14 protein-coding genes are annotated in these 14,545 nt (G+C 67.7%); 7 read left to right on the plus strand and 7 right to left on the minus strand.

All coding sequences use genetic code 11. From position 1 onward, the window contains the following. Window positions 1-76: 76 nt before the first annotated feature. The 7 genes from PHLH3_RS14485 to PHLH3_RS14515 all read right to left on the minus strand — a co-directional run bounded on the left by PHLH3_RS14485 (window position 77) and on the right by PHLH3_RS14515 (window position 8,381). Window positions 77-1,633 carry a methyl-accepting chemotaxis protein gene (locus PHLH3_RS14485; protein WP_213630128.1) on the minus strand — a complete coding sequence of 519 codons (1,557 nt, stop codon included), beginning with the start codon at window positions 1,631-1,633 and terminating at the stop codon, window positions 77-79. 2 nt (window positions 1,634-1,635) lie between these two features. Next, entirely contained in the window at window positions 1,636-2,400 is a 765-nt protein-coding gene (locus PHLH3_RS14490; protein ID WP_213630129.1) for a class II aldolase/adducin family protein, read from the minus strand. Window positions 2,401-2,414: 14 nt separating this feature from the next. Continuing rightward, window positions 2,415-3,395: a 2-dehydropantoate 2-reductase gene (locus PHLH3_RS14495; RefSeq protein ID WP_213630131.1), complete on the minus strand. Its 981-nt coding sequence runs from the start codon at window positions 3,393-3,395 to the stop codon at window positions 2,415-2,417. 49 nt (window positions 3,396-3,444) lie between these two features. After that, the gene (locus PHLH3_RS14500) at window positions 3,445-4,236 is read right to left on the minus strand and encodes an ABC transporter ATP-binding protein (RefSeq protein ID WP_173178061.1); all 792 of its coding nucleotides are present in this window, start codon (window positions 4,234-4,236) and stop codon (window positions 3,445-3,447) included. Beyond that, the gene (locus PHLH3_RS14505) at window positions 4,236-6,038 is read right to left on the minus strand and encodes a branched-chain amino acid ABC transporter ATP-binding protein/permease (RefSeq protein ID WP_213630133.1); all 1,803 of its coding nucleotides are present in this window, start codon (window positions 6,036-6,038) and stop codon (window positions 4,236-4,238) included. Before PHLH3_RS14505 ends, PHLH3_RS14500 begins: the two co-directional genes overlap by 1 nt. Beyond that, window positions 6,035-7,072, minus strand: a complete 1,038-nt coding sequence (locus PHLH3_RS14510) for a branched-chain amino acid ABC transporter permease (RefSeq protein ID WP_213630135.1) — start codon at window positions 7,070-7,072, stop codon at window positions 6,035-6,037. Before PHLH3_RS14510 ends, PHLH3_RS14505 begins: the two co-directional genes overlap by 4 nt. Window positions 7,073-7,229: 157 nt before the next feature. Then, a complete protein-coding gene (locus PHLH3_RS14515; RefSeq protein ID WP_213630136.1) occupies window positions 7,230-8,381 on the minus strand; it encodes an ABC transporter substrate-binding protein in 1,152 nt (383 codons plus the stop codon). Window positions 8,382-9,000: 619 nt separating this feature from the next. Here PHLH3_RS14515 and PHLH3_RS14520 point away from each other — a divergent pair. The 7 genes from PHLH3_RS14520 (at window position 9,001) to PHLH3_RS14550 (ending at window position 14,461) form a co-directional block, all read left to right on the plus strand. Then, entirely contained in the window at window positions 9,001-9,162 is a 162-nt protein-coding gene (locus tag PHLH3_RS14520; protein ID WP_213630138.1) for a hypothetical protein, read from the plus strand. 4 nt (window positions 9,163-9,166) lie between these two features. Further along, window positions 9,167-10,279, plus strand: coding sequence for an amidase (locus tag PHLH3_RS14525; protein ID WP_213630140.1), 1,113 nt, complete (start codon window positions 9,167-9,169; stop codon window positions 10,277-10,279). Between the two features lie 24 nt (window positions 10,280-10,303). Continuing rightward, entirely contained in the window at window positions 10,304-11,476 is a 1,173-nt protein-coding gene (locus tag PHLH3_RS14530; RefSeq protein ID WP_213630141.1) for an acyl-CoA dehydrogenase family protein, read from the plus strand. A gap of 27 nt (window positions 11,477-11,503) precedes the next feature. Further along, window positions 11,504-11,866 (plus strand): IacB protein, encoded by a 363-nt coding sequence (locus tag PHLH3_RS14535; protein ID WP_213630143.1) that lies wholly within the window; start codon window positions 11,504-11,506, stop codon window positions 11,864-11,866. A 5-nt stretch (window positions 11,867-11,871) separates the two neighbouring features. After that, on the plus strand, window positions 11,872-12,393 hold the full coding sequence (locus tag PHLH3_RS14540; protein WP_213630145.1) for a nuclear transport factor 2 family protein: 522 nt from the start codon (window positions 11,872-11,874) through the stop codon (window positions 12,391-12,393). A gap of 137 nt (window positions 12,394-12,530) precedes the next feature. Continuing rightward, on the plus strand, window positions 12,531-13,805 hold the full coding sequence (locus PHLH3_RS14545; RefSeq protein ID WP_173178069.1) for an aromatic ring-hydroxylating dioxygenase subunit alpha: 1,275 nt from the start codon (window positions 12,531-12,533) through the stop codon (window positions 13,803-13,805). Window positions 13,806-13,984: 179 nt separating this feature from the next. Further along, window positions 13,985-14,461 carry an aromatic-ring-hydroxylating dioxygenase subunit beta gene (locus PHLH3_RS14550; RefSeq protein ID WP_173178070.1) on the plus strand — a complete coding sequence of 159 codons (477 nt, stop codon included), beginning with the start codon at window positions 13,985-13,987 and terminating at the stop codon, window positions 14,459-14,461. Window positions 14,462-14,545 lie beyond the last annotated feature (84 nt).

Consider the following 14,545-nt stretch of genomic DNA (forward strand, 5'->3'; position numbering starts at 1 on the left):
GCACACCCTACGGGCGAAACGCGGGATGGCTGCACGGCTTTCGCTCCCTTGAAGGGGCGGAAGCATCAGGCACGACTCAGCCGTCGAGAAAGCGCTGGGCCAGGTCCAGCTGGGAGTTGGCCAACTGGTGCAGCTCCTGGCCGATCTGGCTGTTGCGCTGGGCCTGGCCGGCGCTGCATTCGGCCAGCCCGGCGATCTGCGCGATCTGCCGGTTGACCTCCTCGGCGACCTGACCCTGTTGCTCGATGGCGGCCGCCATCTGCAGGCTCATGCCGCTGATCTGCCCGACTTCCCCGCAGATGCGGCGCAGCGCCTGGCGCACCTGCTCCACGTCCTGCCCGGACTGCTGCGCCGCCAGCTCGCCACGGCGCGCGGTGGCCAGGGCCTCGGCGCTGCCGTCGCGCAGGCGCTGGATGGAGTGCTGGATCTGCCCCGTGGAGTCGCGGGTGCGCGAGGCGAGGGTGCGCACTTCGTCGGCGACCACGGCGAAACCGCGCCCCGATTCCCCGGCCCGCGCCGCCTCGATCGCCGCGTTCAGCGCCAGCAGGTTGGTCTGCTCGGCGATGCTCTGGATCACCGTGGCGATGCCGCTGATGGACTCGATGGACTCCGCCAGCCGGCCCACGGCCAGATCGATGTCCGCCACCGACGCGCGCATGCCCTGCATCGAGGCCTGGCTCTGCTCGGCCAGGCGCTCCCCGTCGTGGGCCAACTGGTCGACCTGGGCGGTGGCCTGGGCGGCGTCCTGCAGATTGCGCGACAGCGCCTGGATGGTGGCGCTCATCTCGTGGATGGCCGCCGCCGACTGCTCGGCTTCCTGCAACTGGCGGTCGAGTTGCTCGGCGCCGCTGGCCACCAGTTGCGCGGACTCCTCGCTGCGGGCGCGGAGGATCTCGCCGTTGATGCTGATCCGTGCCATGACCGTGCGCATGCGCAGCTTCTGGCTGTTGAGCGCCATCTCGAACAGGCCGCTGCCGCCGGATGCACTGCAGTAGATCGGTGCCAGCAGCGTGTCGCTGTAAACCTGGGCGTGGCCGCCGAGGGCGCGTTGCAGGTCGCGGCGCTGGGCCGCCCGCCGTTGCCAGGCGGCGCCGAACAGCAGCGCCAGGGCCAGGCCGCCCAGTGCCGGCGCGACATGAGCGCCGAGGGTGGCGCCACCCAGCAGCAGGGCCAGCGCGAGGCCGAGGCCCTGGCCGGCCAGCCACTGGTGCACGCGGCTGGCCAGCGGCAGCGGGGCGCGGCCCTGGCGCAGGCGCGCGTAGAGGGCCTCGGCGCGGCGGCTCTGCGCCGCGTCGATGGGGTGGTAGACGGTGCCCAGGGCCACCAGCTCGCCGCCATCGAACAGCGGCACCACGTAGAGCTGGCTCCAGAAGCTCGCGCCGTCCCGGGTGCGGCCCATCAGCGGGCCGCTCCAGGGCGTGCCGGCGCGCAGTGTGCGCCACATGCGCTCGATCACTGGTGCGGGCATCTGCGGGTGGTTGATCAGCTCGAAGCTCTGGTTCAGCAGCTCTTCGCGGCGGTAGCCGGAGAGCGCCAGGTACGCGTCGTTGCAGGCCAGCAGGCGGCCGTCCGGGGCGAGCCGCGAAATGGGCGGCTCGACGAAGGCGGGCAGGGTGGCGAGGGAGGCGCCCATGCTCACCAGCCCGCGCCGCGTTCGGCCTGCATCTTGCGCACCATGGCGTCGAAGAACTTCACCGCGAAGCCGCTCTCGCGGATCAGCATGGCGGTGAGGTCGGCGCACTTCTGGCTGACGGCTTCGGGTAGCGGGTTGTCCTCGCCGCCGAGGGCGCCGGCCGCGCACTGGATCTCTGCCGCGCGCTGCACCGTCCAGAGCAGGAAGAAGGCCTTGGCGATGCTGCTTTCGCCCACCGCAATGCCGTGGTTGCGCAGCACCAGGATGTGCTTGTCGCCGAGGCTCTGGATCATCCGCGCCTTCTCGTCGTCGAACAGGGTGATGCCCTCGAAGGTGTGGTAGCCGATGCGCCCGTACAGTTGCGCGCCGTAGAAGTCGTGGTGGCCGAAGCCGGCCTTCTTCTGCACCACGGCGGAGATGGGCGTGGTGTGGGTGTGGATCAGGCAGTGGATGTCGTCGCGGGCGCCGTGCACCGCGCTGTGCAGGGCGAAGCCGGCGGGGTTGGCGTCGTAGGGCGAGTCTTCCAGCTTGTGGCCGTCGAGGTCGACCTTGAGCAGGTTGGCCGGGGTCACCTCGCGGTAGTTGAGGCCGAAGGGGTTGACCAGGTAGTGGTGCGCGGGCCCCGGCAGGCGCGCGGAGATGTGGTTGAAGATGGTTTCGGTCCAGCCGAAGAAATCCACCAAGTGGTAGCAGTGGGCGAGCTGCACGCGCAGGGCCCATTCCTCGTCGCTGCAATGCTGGGGCTGGGTGACGGCGATGGCGTTCATGGAAATCTCCTTGTTCAGTGGCTGGCGCTGCGGAAGCGCGCCAGGGCGATGAGGTGGCGGGTGATGGGCATGGGCAGGTCGAGCAGTTCGGCCAGTTCCAGCACGGCGTCGCCGATGGCGGCCAGCTCCAGCGGGCGGCCCTTGTCGTGGTCCTGCAGCATCGAGGTGCGTACCGCGCCCATGCCGGCGCCGAGCTCGAGGAAGGTCTGCGGGTCGATGTCGACCCGTGCGCCGTGGCTGGCGGCCACCAGCAACGCCTCGTTCAGCGTGGCGCGGGCCAGCTCGCGCAGGCCGGGCTGGCTGTAGAGCTGCTCCAGGGTGGCGCCGCTGACCACGGACAACGGGTTGGAGGTGAGGTTGGCGATGATCTTGGTCCACAGCGGGTCGCGGATGCGTTCGCTGGCGCGGGCTTCGATGCCGGCGTCGGCGATCACCGAGCGCAGGCGTTCCAGGCGGGGCGTCAGGCGGTTGTCCGGCTCGCCGACGATCATCAGGTGCGGGTTGCCGGACTCGGCCACGCCGGGCGCCGGGCACTGCGCGGTGATGAACACCACGCAGCCGATCAGCCGCGCCGGATCGAGGGCCGCCAGCAGCGCGCCGTCCGGGTCCACGGCCGTGATGCGGCGCCCGGCGAAGCGCCCGGGCAGGCCGTGGAAGTACCACCAGGGCACGCCGTTGACGACCGGCACCACCATCGTCTCGTCGCCCAGCAACGGCGCGATGCCAGGCAGCAGCCCGGCCAGGGCAGGGGCCTTGGTGCAGAGGAAGACCACATCCTGCCGGCCCAGTTGGCGGGCGTCGTCGCTGGCGTCGACCCGCACCTGATGCGCGCCGTCGAGGTCATTCAGGTGGATGCCGTCGCGGCGGATGATTTCCAGGGTTTCGCCTCGGGCCAGCACGCTGACCCGCTGGCCGCTGGCGGCGAAACGGGCGGCGAGGGTGCAGCCGATGGCGCCGGCACCGGCGATGCAGATACGCAGGGGAGGTTGCTTCATGGGGTCGCTCCATCGAGTGGCCCGCCCGGGATCGCCGGGCGGGCACGGGTCAACCGGCAAGCATGTCCTGATGCTTGCTGGCGAGGCCGAGGTAGGCCTCGATCACGCGCGGGTCATCGGCCAGCTGGGCGGCGGGGCCCTGCATGGCGATGCGCCCGGTTTCCAGTACGTAGGCATAGTCCGCCACGCGCAGTGCCGCACGCGCGTTCTGCTCCACCAGCAGGATGGAGACTCCCTGCTGGCGCAGCGCGGTGATGATGCGGAAGATCTCGCGGGTGATCAGCGGCGCCAGGCCCAGGCTGGGTTCGTCGAGCATCAGCAGCTTGGGCTTGGCCATCAGCGCGCGGCCCACGGCGAGCATCTGCCGCTCGCCGCCGGAGAGGGTGGCGGCCAGCTGGTCGCGACGTTCCCACAGGCGCGGGAACAGCGCGTAGACCTCGGCCAGGGTGGCGGCGTGGCTGCGGTCGCCCCGGCGGTGACGCTGGAATGCGCCCAGCAGCAGGTTGTCGGCCACGCTCATGCTGGTGAACAGCTCGCGCTTCTCCGGCACCAGGCCGAGGCCGCGTGAGACCAGGGTCTCCACCTCCGGCACCGCTTCCAGGCTGCCATCGAACTCGACCCGGCCACGGGAGCCGAGCACGCCCATGATGGCCGAGAGCAGGGTGGTCTTGCCGGCGCCGTTGGGGCCGATGACGGTGACGATCTGCCCCTGGCCGACCCGCAGGCTGGCGTTGGACAGGGCTTCCACCTTGCCGTAGGCGACGCACAGGTCGCTGACCTCCAGCACGGCGTCGGCCACCTGGTTTTGCACGCTCTTGAGGGGTTCGATCTGCATGTTCATCACTCTGCGCCTCCGAGATAGGCTTCCAGCACGGCGGGGTTCTTCTGCACGTCGTCGGGCAGGCCCTGGGCGATGCGCTGGCCGAATTCCATCACCACCACGCGGTCCACCAGGCCCATGACGAAGTCCATGTCGTGCTCCACCAGGAGGATGGCCATGCCTTCGCTGCGCAGGCGGCTGAGGAGCAGGCCGAGGGCCTCCTTCTCCTTGTGGCGCAGGCCGGCGGCGGGCTCGTCGAGCAGCAGCAGGCAAGGGTCGGCGCACAGCGCGCGGGCGATCTCGAGGATGCGCTGCTGGCCGAGGGCGAGGCTGCCGGCCTCTTCATGCAGGTAGTTGCCCAGGCCGACGCGTTCCAGCTGGCGCCGTGCCTCGGCGAGCAGGTCGGCTTCCTCGGCGCGGTCCAGGCGCAGGGCCGACGCCAGCACGCCCTTGCCGCCGCGCAGGTGGGCGCCGATGGCGACGTTCTCCAGCACGCTCATGCCGGGCAGCAGTTTCACGTGCTGGAAGGTGCGGCTCATGCCCATGCCGGCGACACGGCGCGAGGCCAGGCCGTTGATGCGCCTGCCCATGAACAGCACGTCGCCGCTGCTGGGGGTGTCGACGCCGGAGAGCTGGTTGAACAGGGTGCTCTTGCCGGCTCCGTTGGGGCCGATCAGGGCGAGGATCTCGCCGGCGCGCACCTCCAGGCTCATGTCGTTGTTGGCCACCAGGCCGCCGAAGCGCCGGGTGACGTGGCGCGCTTCGAGGATCACCTCGCCGTGGGCCGGGCGCTGCCGTTGCGGCAGCTCGCGGGCGGGGGCTTCGGCCGCCGGCAGGCGCTGGCGGGCACGCAGGCGACTGGGCACCAGGCGCACCAGCAGCGGCCACAGGCCACCCGGTGCGCGCTGCATCAGCAGCACGATGAGCAGGCCGAAGACGATGGTCTCGTAGTTGCCGGTGCTACCCAGCAGGTGCGGCAGCAGGTCCTGCAGCCATTGCTTGAGCAGGGTGAGGATGCCGCTGCCGAGCAGGGCGCCCCAGACGCTGCCGACGCCGCCGATCAGCGCCATGAACAGGTAGTCGATGCCCATGTTGAGGCCGAAGGGCGTGGGGTTCACGAAGCGCTGGGTGTGGGCGTAGAGCCAGCCGGACACCGCCGCGAACACCGCCGAGATGAGGAAGATCACCAGCTTGGAGCGGAAGGTGTCGACGCCCATGGATTCGGCCATCAGCTGGCCGCCCTTGAGTGCGCGGATGGCGCGGCCCTCGCGGGAATCCAGCAGGTTCTGGGTGATCAGCATGGCCAGCAGGAGCACCACCCAGATCAGGTAGAAGACCTTCTCGCCCTTGTCGAGCAGCACGCCGAACAGCGAGATCGACGGCAACCCGCTGACGCCGGTGTGGCCGCCCAGGGATTCCACCGTGCCGAACAGGTAGTACAGCGACAGGCCCCAGGCAATGGTGCCCAGGGGCAGGTAGTGGCCCGAGAGCTTGAGCGTCAGCGCGCCGAGCAGCAGCGCCACCAGGGCGGTGATGGCCACGCCCACCAGCAGCGTCAGCCAGGGCGATGCGCTGGCCCAGGCGAGCCAGGCCGGCAACTGCTCGGCGGTGGTCAGGTAGGCGGTGGTGTAGGCGCCGAGGCCGACGAAGGCCGCCTGGCCGAAGCTGGTCATGCCACCGACGCCGGTGAGCAGGACCAGGCCCAGCACCACCAGGGTGTAGAGGCCGATGTAGTTGAGCAGGGTGACGTAGAACGGCGGCAACGCCAGCGGCGCGATGCCGAGCAGGACGACGAGGCCGAGGATCAGGTAGCGGGGTTTCATTCCTCTTCCTCCACGTGACGACGGGTGAACGAGCGCCAGAGCAGGAAGGGGATGATCAGGGTGAAGACGATGATCTCCTTGTAGGTGCTGGCCCAGAACATCGAGAAGGCTTCGATCAGCCCCACCGAGAGCGCGCCCAGGGCGGCCACCGGGTAGCTCGCCAGGCCGCCGATGATGGCGCCGACGAAGCCCTTGAGGCTGATGATGAAGCCGGAGTCGAAGTACAGCGTGGTGATGGGCGCGATGAGGATGCCCGACAGCGCACCGATGAAGGTGGCGAGGAGGAAGGTGGCCTTGCCCGCCAGGCTCGGCGAGATGCCCATCAGCCGTGCGCCCATGCGGTTGACCGCGGTGGCGCGCAGGGCCTTGCCGTAGAGGCTGCGTTCGAAGAACAGGAACAGGCCGATGATCAGCCCCAGGGAGACGGCTATCACCCACAGCGTCTGGCTGTTGAAGGTCACCGGGCCTAGCTCCAGGCCGGCTTCGGAGAAGGGCGCGGTGCGCGCGCCTTCCGGGCCGAACAGCAGCAGGGCGATGCCGACCATGGCCACGTGCACGGCGATGGAGACGATCAGCAGCACCAGGGAGCTGGCCGAGGCGATGGGCTGGAACACCAGGCGGTAGATCTGCGGGCCCAGGGGCACCACCAGGGCCAGGGTCAGCAGCGCCTGCACCGCCATGGGCAGCTCGGCCAGCGGCAGCAGGCGGATGGCCGCGACCATGGCCAGGGCGTAGGCGAGCTTGGCGAGGATGCGCCTGGGGAAGCGGAAGGCGTGGCTGGAGCGCGCGGCGTCGTACAGGTCCAGCGCGCAGTCGACCAGGGTCAGGCCCAGCAGCAGCCAGACCAGTGCGGTGGGGTGGCCGGCTTGCAGGGTGGCCATGGTCAGCGCGCCATAGGTGACGAACTCTCCCTGGGGGATCAGCAGGATGCGCGTGACGGTGAAGACCAGCAGGATCGACAGGGCCAGCAGCGCGTAGATCGCGCCGTTGGTGATGCCGTCCTGGCCGAGCAGCATGGCTATCTGGAAATTCATGGTGGGAACTCTTGTTGCGGTATGGGGGCGTACGTGTGTGCGGCATGACCGGGGCGTAGGGTGGATGACGCTTTTTCCATCCACCTTTCGGCGTCGGCCCGGGCTCCGCCTGGTGGACAGAAAAGCGCTGTCCACCAGGCGGAGCCCGTGCTCGCGATCAGTTGCCGCGCAGCAGCGTCCAGTTGCCGTTCTTCACCTGGATCAGCTCGCGGCCGCGTTCGTCGAAGCCGCTGTGGTCCTCGGGCGTCATGTTGTAGACGCCCTGGGTGGCGGCCAGCTCGTGGCTCTGCTCCAGCGCGTCACGCAGCGCCGCGCGGAACTCCGGCGTACCCGGCGCGGCCTTGGCGGCGGCCACGGGGATGGCGTTCTGCAGCAGCAGGCCGGCGTCGAAGGTGTTGGCGCCGAAGGTTGCCGGCTTGCTGCCATTGAGCTTCTCGTAGGCGGCGATGTAGTCGGCGGCGACCTTCTTCGAGGGGTGGCTGTCCGGCACTTCGTCCAGCACCAGCATCAGGCTGGCGGCGAGGATGGTGCCCTCGACCTTCTTGCCGCCGAGCTTGAGGAAGTCGGGCAGGGCGGCGCCGTGGGTCTGGTACATCTGCCCGCGGTAGCCCTGGTCGAACAGGGTGGTCTGCGGCATCACTGCAGAGCTGCCGGGCGCGGCGACCAGGACCGCGTCGGGGCGCGCGGCCAGCACCTTGAGGCTCTGCCCGGTGACCGAGGTGTCCTGGCGCTGGAAGCGCTCGTTGGCGACCACCTTGATGCCGTGCTCGGCCGCCATCGCGCCCATCACCTTCGACCAGTTCTCGCCGTAGGGATCGGCGGTGCCGACGAAGCCGAGGGTCTTCACGCCACGGGCGACCATGTCGTCCACCAGCGCCTTGGCGATCAGGTCGTCGTTCTGGGTGGTCTTGAACACCCACTTCTTCTGCTCGTTCATCGGCAGCACCACGGCGGCGGTGCCGACCGGCGCCAGCAGCGGCACCCCGGCCTCGGCGGCGAACTGGATCACGCCCATGGCGTTGGGCGAACCGCTCGGGCCGATGATGGCGTCGACGTTCTCCTCGCTGATCAGCTTCTTCAGCGCCTTGACCGTGGCGGTCGGGTCGCTGCCGTCATCCAGGGCGATGTATTTCACCTGCTGGTCGCCCGCCTGGGTCGGCAGCAGCGGCACGCTGTTCTTCTGCGGCAGGCCCACCAGGGCGATGGGGCCGGTGGAGGAGGTGATGACGCCGACTTTGACGTCGGCCTGCGCAAGGGAGGCGCAGGCGGCGCTCAGGAGCAACGTGGACACAGCTTTCTTGAAGAGCATGACTTTCTCCGAAGAGTTGCAAGGCGATACGGGGCGGTTGTCCGACGGGCGCCGCTTGGCGGGCCCGTGGTCCTTCTTGTTGTGGTGCCCGTGCGCTGCACGCTGCCGAGGGCAGGGCGGCGCCGTCGAGCCCGTGTCGGGCCGAGTGGCGTGTAGGGCGATAGCAGGTTGCATGCCAGGAAAAATCGTTACCCCGTTACGGCGCATTCGCGCAGGGGGCGTTTCGGCACGCCGCGTTCGGGTGCTGGACGAAGGGGCGGCGATGGGGTTCCGGCGGCCATTCGCGCTACGCGGCCGATGCGTCTCGATCCCGCAAGCGACAAGGCGTTGATCTGGATCAATACGGCTTCCGGAAAGCCGATTTCCTGACCGAAAAATCGTGGGTTTTCAGTGTGTAAAAAACCATTTTTAAGGTGGCATTTTTGACCTGTTTTGGGTGCCTGAAATTTCTTTTTCCATGAGGTTCGAGCAGCGGCTTCGATAACGAGACGGGAACAGTTTATTGAATGATTATGTTTATCAACAAATATTCAAACTATTGAAATTAAACGATAAAAATATGATTTATGAGTGAAAAATCCATTTTTAAGGCTGTTACCGAAATGCACGGAAAGGGTGCGTGACGACGAAGAATGCACCGAATCTACACACCGATTTATTTGCCAAAATTCAATTGACATTTCACGTAAATATTCCGATTTTAGATTTAAGCGTTCACCTGCCCCGGCAGGCAGAAGGCTTCCCTGAAAGCGCACAGCGCGAACAACTCGAATACAGGTGAAGGCATGGCGACAGTCGTCGAGAAACTGCAGCTTGGAGGGTCCGGCAGGACCGTGATGGTGAAGGACACCATCGACATCGCCGGCTACCCGACCCGCGCTTCCAGCCGTGCTTTGGAAGAAGCCCCCGACGCCACCCGCAACGCCGATGTGATCCAGGCACTGCTCGATGGCGGCTGCCGCATCATCGGCAAGACCAGCCTCCATGAGCTGGCCTTCGGCACCACCGGGATCAATGCCTGGACCGGCACGCCGGACAACCCTCTTTATCCCGGGCGCATTCCCGGTGGCTCCTCCAGTGGCTCCGCCGTGGCGGTGGCCGCCGGGCTATGCGACTTCTCGCTGGGCACCGACACCGGTGGCTCGGTGCGCATCCCCGCCGCCTGCTGCGGCGTGTTCGGCCTCAAGCCCAGCTTCGGCCGCGTGAGCCGTCGGGGCGTGATGCCGGAACGGTCGACACTCGATTGCGTCGGGCCCTTCGCCCGTGACATGGACATGCTGATCGAGGCCATGGGCCTGATCGCCCCCGGTTTCGGCCCGCTGCCCTCCATAGAGGGCGTGCGCATCGGCGTGGTGCCGGTGCAGGCGCTGGACGAAGTGCAGTTCGCCGTCGATGCGGCCCTGGCCGCCGCGGATTTCCCCCTGCAGACGCTGCCCTTGCCGGGCATGCGCGCCGCCTATGACGCCGGCCTCACGGTGATCAACCGCGAGACCTGGAACGTCTGCCAGCACCTGCTGGCCAGCGGCAAGGTCGGCGCCGATATCGCCGGCCGCCTGGAAGCCGCCGGCACCACCACCGACGAGGCGCTGACGGCAGCCGAGGCCTGCCGCGCGGCCTTCACCGCCGAGGTGGATGCAGCCCTGGCGCAGTGCCCGATCCTCGCCATGCCGACCATGCCCGACTACCCGCTGCCGACCGCCGATGCCGCCGACACCCGCGCGGTGATCGGCATGACCGCCTTCGTACGGCCCTTCAACCTCACCGGCCACCCCGCGCTGAGCATCCCCCTGGTGGGCGCCTCGCAACTGCCGGTGGGCCTGCAACTGATCGCCGCCAAGGGCGCGGACGAGCTGCTTTGCGCAGTCGCCCGCGAGCTGGTCCGGCGCCTGGAGCCCTAACCCATGCCAACCCTGGAGCACACCATGTCTTCGCTAAGCGAGCTGGACTACCAGCGCCCCGTGTCGATCACCGCCAACGACGCGTTCCAGGCGCTGCTCGCCGAGATCCGCGAGCGCGCCCGGAGCGAGGAATTCGACCGGCAGAAATACATCTCCCAGGACATCATCGAGCGCTTCAAGGCGTTGGGCGTGTACCGCGCCCTGGTGCCCAAGCGCTTCGGTGGCGATGAGCGCTCGCCGATGGAGTTCTGCCAGATGATCGAAGACATCTCCATCGCCGACGGGTCCGCCGGCTGGGTGGCGAGCTTCGGCATGAACCCGGTGTACCTGGCCTCGCTGCCGGTGGCGACCCTGGAGAAGGTCTACGCCAACGGCCCGGACGTGGTCTTCGCCGGCGGCATCTTCCCGCCGCAACCGGCCACCTTCGTCGAGGGCGGGCTGGAAGTGAACGGTCGCTGGAAGTTCTCCAGCGGCTGCATGGGCGCCTCGCTGATCGGCGTCGGCATCGCCCCGAAGAACGGCGAGATGCTCGGCCTGCCCCGTCTGGCGGTGATGCCGCGGGACAAGGTGAAGATCGAGGAAACCTGGGACGTGGTGGGCCTGATCGGCACCGGCAGCCACGATGTGGTGATCGACGGCGTGGTGGTGCCCGAGGACTGGACCTTCGTCCGTGGTGGCCCGGCCAACCTCGACGAGCCGATGTTCCGCTACCCGTCGCTGTCCTTCGCCACCCAGGTGCTGTCCGTGGTCGGCCTGGGCGTCGCCCGCGCCGCGCTGGACTACCTCGGCGGCATGGCCAGCGGCCGCTTCTCGGTGACCGGTGCACCGGCGCTCTCCGACCGCCCGCTGGCGCAGATGCAGGTGGCCAAGGCCGAAGCCGAGCTGCGCGCCGCCCGCGCCTGGTTCTACGAGGCGATGGAAAGTGCCTGGGCCAGCATCCTCGCCGGCGACGCGGTGTCGGTGGAGCAGACCAACCTGCTGCGCCTGTCCTCGACCCATGCGACCCGAGTGTCCGCCGACGTGGCGCGCAGCGCGCAGATGCTGTCCGGCATGAGTGGCGTGTACCGCGAGAACCCGCTGTCGCGCTTCGTCAACGACACCCTGGTGATCACCCAGCACGCCTTCATGGGTGACATGACCTACCAGAACGCCGGCGCCATCTTCTTCGGCAACAAGCCGCTGCCCGGCTACCTGTGAATTCCAACTGACTGATCGGTGATTGTGATGAGCGAGAAAAAAGCCCTGCGCGTGCTGTTCTGCATGGGAATCAACCAGAACTTCTTCGATGCCCCGCGCGAGGAGCAACTGGAAGTCTGGGCCGCGTTCAGCGCCATGTGGAACGGCATCCACGACCTCCCCGGCGTGACCGTGTTCGGCAACATGGACGACGACCAGAGCATGGTCGGCCCGTCCACCGGCTACCCCTGGACCACCTACCTGCTGGCCGACGTGCCGGACATCGAGACCGTGCACGCCGCCTGCAACCTGTTCCGCACCACCGCCGTGGGCTCCGGCCCCTACAAGCTGTGGCGCTACTGCAAGGTCGAGGCCCGCACCGGCCGCGAACTGATCATCCAGCGCGCGTGACCGCCATGCCGACCGAAGCCCTGGAGGCGCGCCTGCGCCAGCTGGAAAGCGAGAACGCCATACGCGCCTGCATGAACCGCTACATGGTGCTGTGCGATGCGCTGGACGCCAGCACCCCGCTCGACGAGCTGGCCGGGTTGTTCACCACGGATGCGGTATGGGAAGGCAAGGGGGCGAAGTACGCCAAGAGCTTCGGCGGCTACCGGGGCCGCGAGGCCATCGCCGCGATGTTCGCCACCTACATGGTCGAGCCCGCACACTTCGCCCTCAACGTGCATTTCCTCTGCTCGGAACTGATCCGCGTGGAGGGCGGCGTGGCGACCGGCAGCTGGGTGATGTTGCAGACCTCGACCTTCGCCGCCGGCGGCTCGCACCTCAACGCGGCGCACCTGACAGTGGAGTTCCGCGAGGAGGAGGGCACCTGGCGCATGGCGCACTTCCAGACCGAGAACCTGTTCAGCCGCCCGGTGGATACCTGGAACAGCGCCGCGCACCTGCCGGTGCCGGGCAAGAACCAACAGACGTAGGGTGGGCTTCAGCCCACCGCAGAAAGGCCAGACGTGGGCTCAAGCCCACCCTACAAAGATCGCGCCGACCGGAAGCTCCGCCTTGCCGGCACGGCGAGAAAAATCAAGTCGGCACCCAGCGCCGACGAGGAGTGATCGTGACCAACCTGATCGAAACCGTGAACCTGGCCGCCACCCCGGCCGACCTGGTACTGCATGACCGCGTGCACACCTCGCTCTACACCGACGGGCGCATCTTCGACGAGGAGCTGGAGAAGGTGTTCTACAGCACCTGGATCTGGGTCGCCCACGCCAGCGAGATCCCCGACAGCGGCAGCTACAAGAGCACCTACATCGGCAAGCAGCCGGTGATCGTGGTGCGTGACCGCAAGAAGGACGTGCACGTGCTGCTCAACCGCTGCCGCCACCGTGGCGCCACCGTCTGCGAACACAAGAAGGGCAAGGCCAACAGCTTCGTCTGCCCCTACCACGGCTGGAGCTACGGCCTGGACGGCAGCCTGCGCGGCGTGCCGCACCCGGAGAGCTACGCCGACTGCCTGGACAAGGGCGAACTGCCCCTGGTGAGCCTGCGCGTCGAGCAGTACAACGGCATGATCTTCGCCACCTTCAAGGACGACATCGAGCCGCTGGTGGACTTCCTTGGTCCTGCGAAGAAGTGGATCGACCTGTTCATGAAGCAGGGCGCCGGCTACGGCGTGAAGGTCTCCGGCGAGCACCGCTTCCGCTTCCCCGGCAACTGGAAGATCCAGCTGGAGAACACCACCGACGCCTACCACTTCCCGCTGGTGCACAAGTCGTTCCTGTCCTCGGTGGACGAGCAGACCCTGGAGCTCTTCGACTTCGTGAAGGGCCCGGGCTATGTCGAGGACCTGGGCAACGGCCACAGCGTGATGGTGATGATCCCGGACCTGATCGACCTCGAGGCCGACCTCGACAAACCCATCCCCGAGCGCTTCGAGGCCCTGGCCGATGAGCTGCGCGGCGAAGGCATCGACGAGCAGCAGGTGCGCCGCATCGTCCGCGCCGTCGGCGGCTCGGGCTTCAACCTCAACCTGTTCCCCAACGTCGCCTGCTCCATGGCCTTCTTCCGCGTGCTGCAGCCGATCTCGGTGAACGAGACCGAGATCCACCACGCGGTGATCACCATGGACGGCGGCCCGGCCGTGGCCAACCGCTACCGCCTGCGCCTGCACGAGCACTTCCAGGGCCCGATGGGCTTCGGCACCCCGGACGATTCCGAGGCCTGGGAGCGCGTGCAGAAGGGCGCCCAGGCCGGCACCGACCTGTGGATCATGCTCAACCGCGGCCTGCCGGGCGAGAAGCCCAGCGAGGACGGGCGGGTCAGCGACGTGAGTGCCGAGACCGGCATGCGCGCCGCCTACCAGCAGTGGAAAAAGATGATGTCGGCCTAGGGCGGATCGATATCCAACCCGGATGGCACATGCCGGTAGGAGCGAGCTCTGCTCGCGAACACGGACGCCACGAAAGCTTCGCGAGCAGAGCTCGCTCCTACGGAATGGGGAGAACCCCATTCCTGTGAGCGAAACAAGTGACGGCACTGCTGCTCGACGCACTACTTGAGAGACCGAACATGAACCTTGAATTGCTCAACCACGTCAGCGCCTTCATCTGGCAGGAAGCGGACATGCTCGACCACGGCGAATTCGACGCCTGGCTGGACCTCTGGGCCGACAAGGGGACCTACATCATCCCCATCGACCCCAACGAGACCGACTTCGAGAACACCCTCAACTACGCCTACGACGACCATCACATGCGCAAGCTGCGCGTGCAGCGCCTGATCGGTGGCGAATCCATCTCCACCAGCCCGCGCGCCCGCACCGTGCGCGCCCTGTCGCGCTTCCGCGTGCTGGGCGACGAGGACGGCGTGGTCACCGTGCGCTGTGCACAGAACCTGCGGGAGTTCCGCAAGGACGTGCTCAAGCACTACACCGCCGACATCACCTTCGAGCTCCAGCGCGAAGGCGAGGGCTTCCGCATCCAGCGCAAGCTGATTCAACTCATCAACTCCACCGATACCCTTGCCGGTATCGGCTACATCCTGTGAGGGTCTGCCCATGAGCTGCTGCGCGTCGGCGATACGGCGTCATCAATGGCTTCGAGATGCTCATTTACAGCACGTAAATTCCGC

Origin of the sequence: Pseudomonas sp. Pc102 (genome assembly GCF_018408275.1) — a bacterium.
Classification (GTDB): Bacteria; Pseudomonadota; Gammaproteobacteria; order Pseudomonadales; family Pseudomonadaceae; genus Metapseudomonas; species Metapseudomonas tohonis.

What these genes read in the sequence shown, in the direction of transcription:
- PHLH3_RS14515 (WP_213630136.1), bottom strand. Translation starts at nt 8,381, where the DNA reads ATGCTCTTCAAGAAAGCTGTGTCCACGTTGCTCCTGAGCGCCGCCTGC.
- PHLH3_RS14530 (WP_213630141.1), top strand. Translation starts at nt 10,304, where the DNA reads ATGTCTTCGCTAAGCGAGCTGGACTACCAGCGCCCCGTGTCGATCACC.
- PHLH3_RS14550 (WP_173178070.1), top strand. Translation starts at nt 13,985, where the DNA reads ATGAACCTTGAATTGCTCAACCACGTCAGCGCCTTCATCTGGCAGGAA.
- PHLH3_RS14505 (WP_213630133.1), bottom strand. Translation starts at nt 6,038, where the DNA reads ATGAAACCCCGCTACCTGATCCTCGGCCTCGTCGTCCTGCTCGGCATC.
- PHLH3_RS14500 (WP_173178061.1), bottom strand. Translation starts at nt 4,236, where the DNA reads ATGAACATGCAGATCGAACCCCTCAAGAGCGTGCAAAACCAGGTGGCC.
- PHLH3_RS14510 (WP_213630135.1), bottom strand. Translation starts at nt 7,072, where the DNA reads ATGAATTTCCAGATAGCCATGCTGCTCGGCCAGGACGGCATCACCAAC.
- PHLH3_RS14490 (WP_213630129.1), bottom strand. Translation starts at nt 2,400, where the DNA reads ATGAACGCCATCGCCGTCACCCAGCCCCAGCATTGCAGCGACGAGGAA.
- PHLH3_RS14535 (WP_213630143.1), top strand. Translation starts at nt 11,504, where the DNA reads ATGAGCGAGAAAAAAGCCCTGCGCGTGCTGTTCTGCATGGGAATCAAC.
- PHLH3_RS14525 (WP_213630140.1), top strand. Translation starts at nt 9,167, where the DNA reads ATGGCGACAGTCGTCGAGAAACTGCAGCTTGGAGGGTCCGGCAGGACC.
- PHLH3_RS14540 (WP_213630145.1), top strand. Translation starts at nt 11,872, where the DNA reads ATGCCGACCGAAGCCCTGGAGGCGCGCCTGCGCCAGCTGGAAAGCGAG.
- PHLH3_RS14485 (WP_213630128.1), bottom strand. Translation starts at nt 1,633, where the DNA reads ATGGGCGCCTCCCTCGCCACCCTGCCCGCCTTCGTCGAGCCGCCCATT.
- PHLH3_RS14495 (WP_213630131.1), bottom strand. Translation starts at nt 3,395, where the DNA reads ATGAAGCAACCTCCCCTGCGTATCTGCATCGCCGGTGCCGGCGCCATC.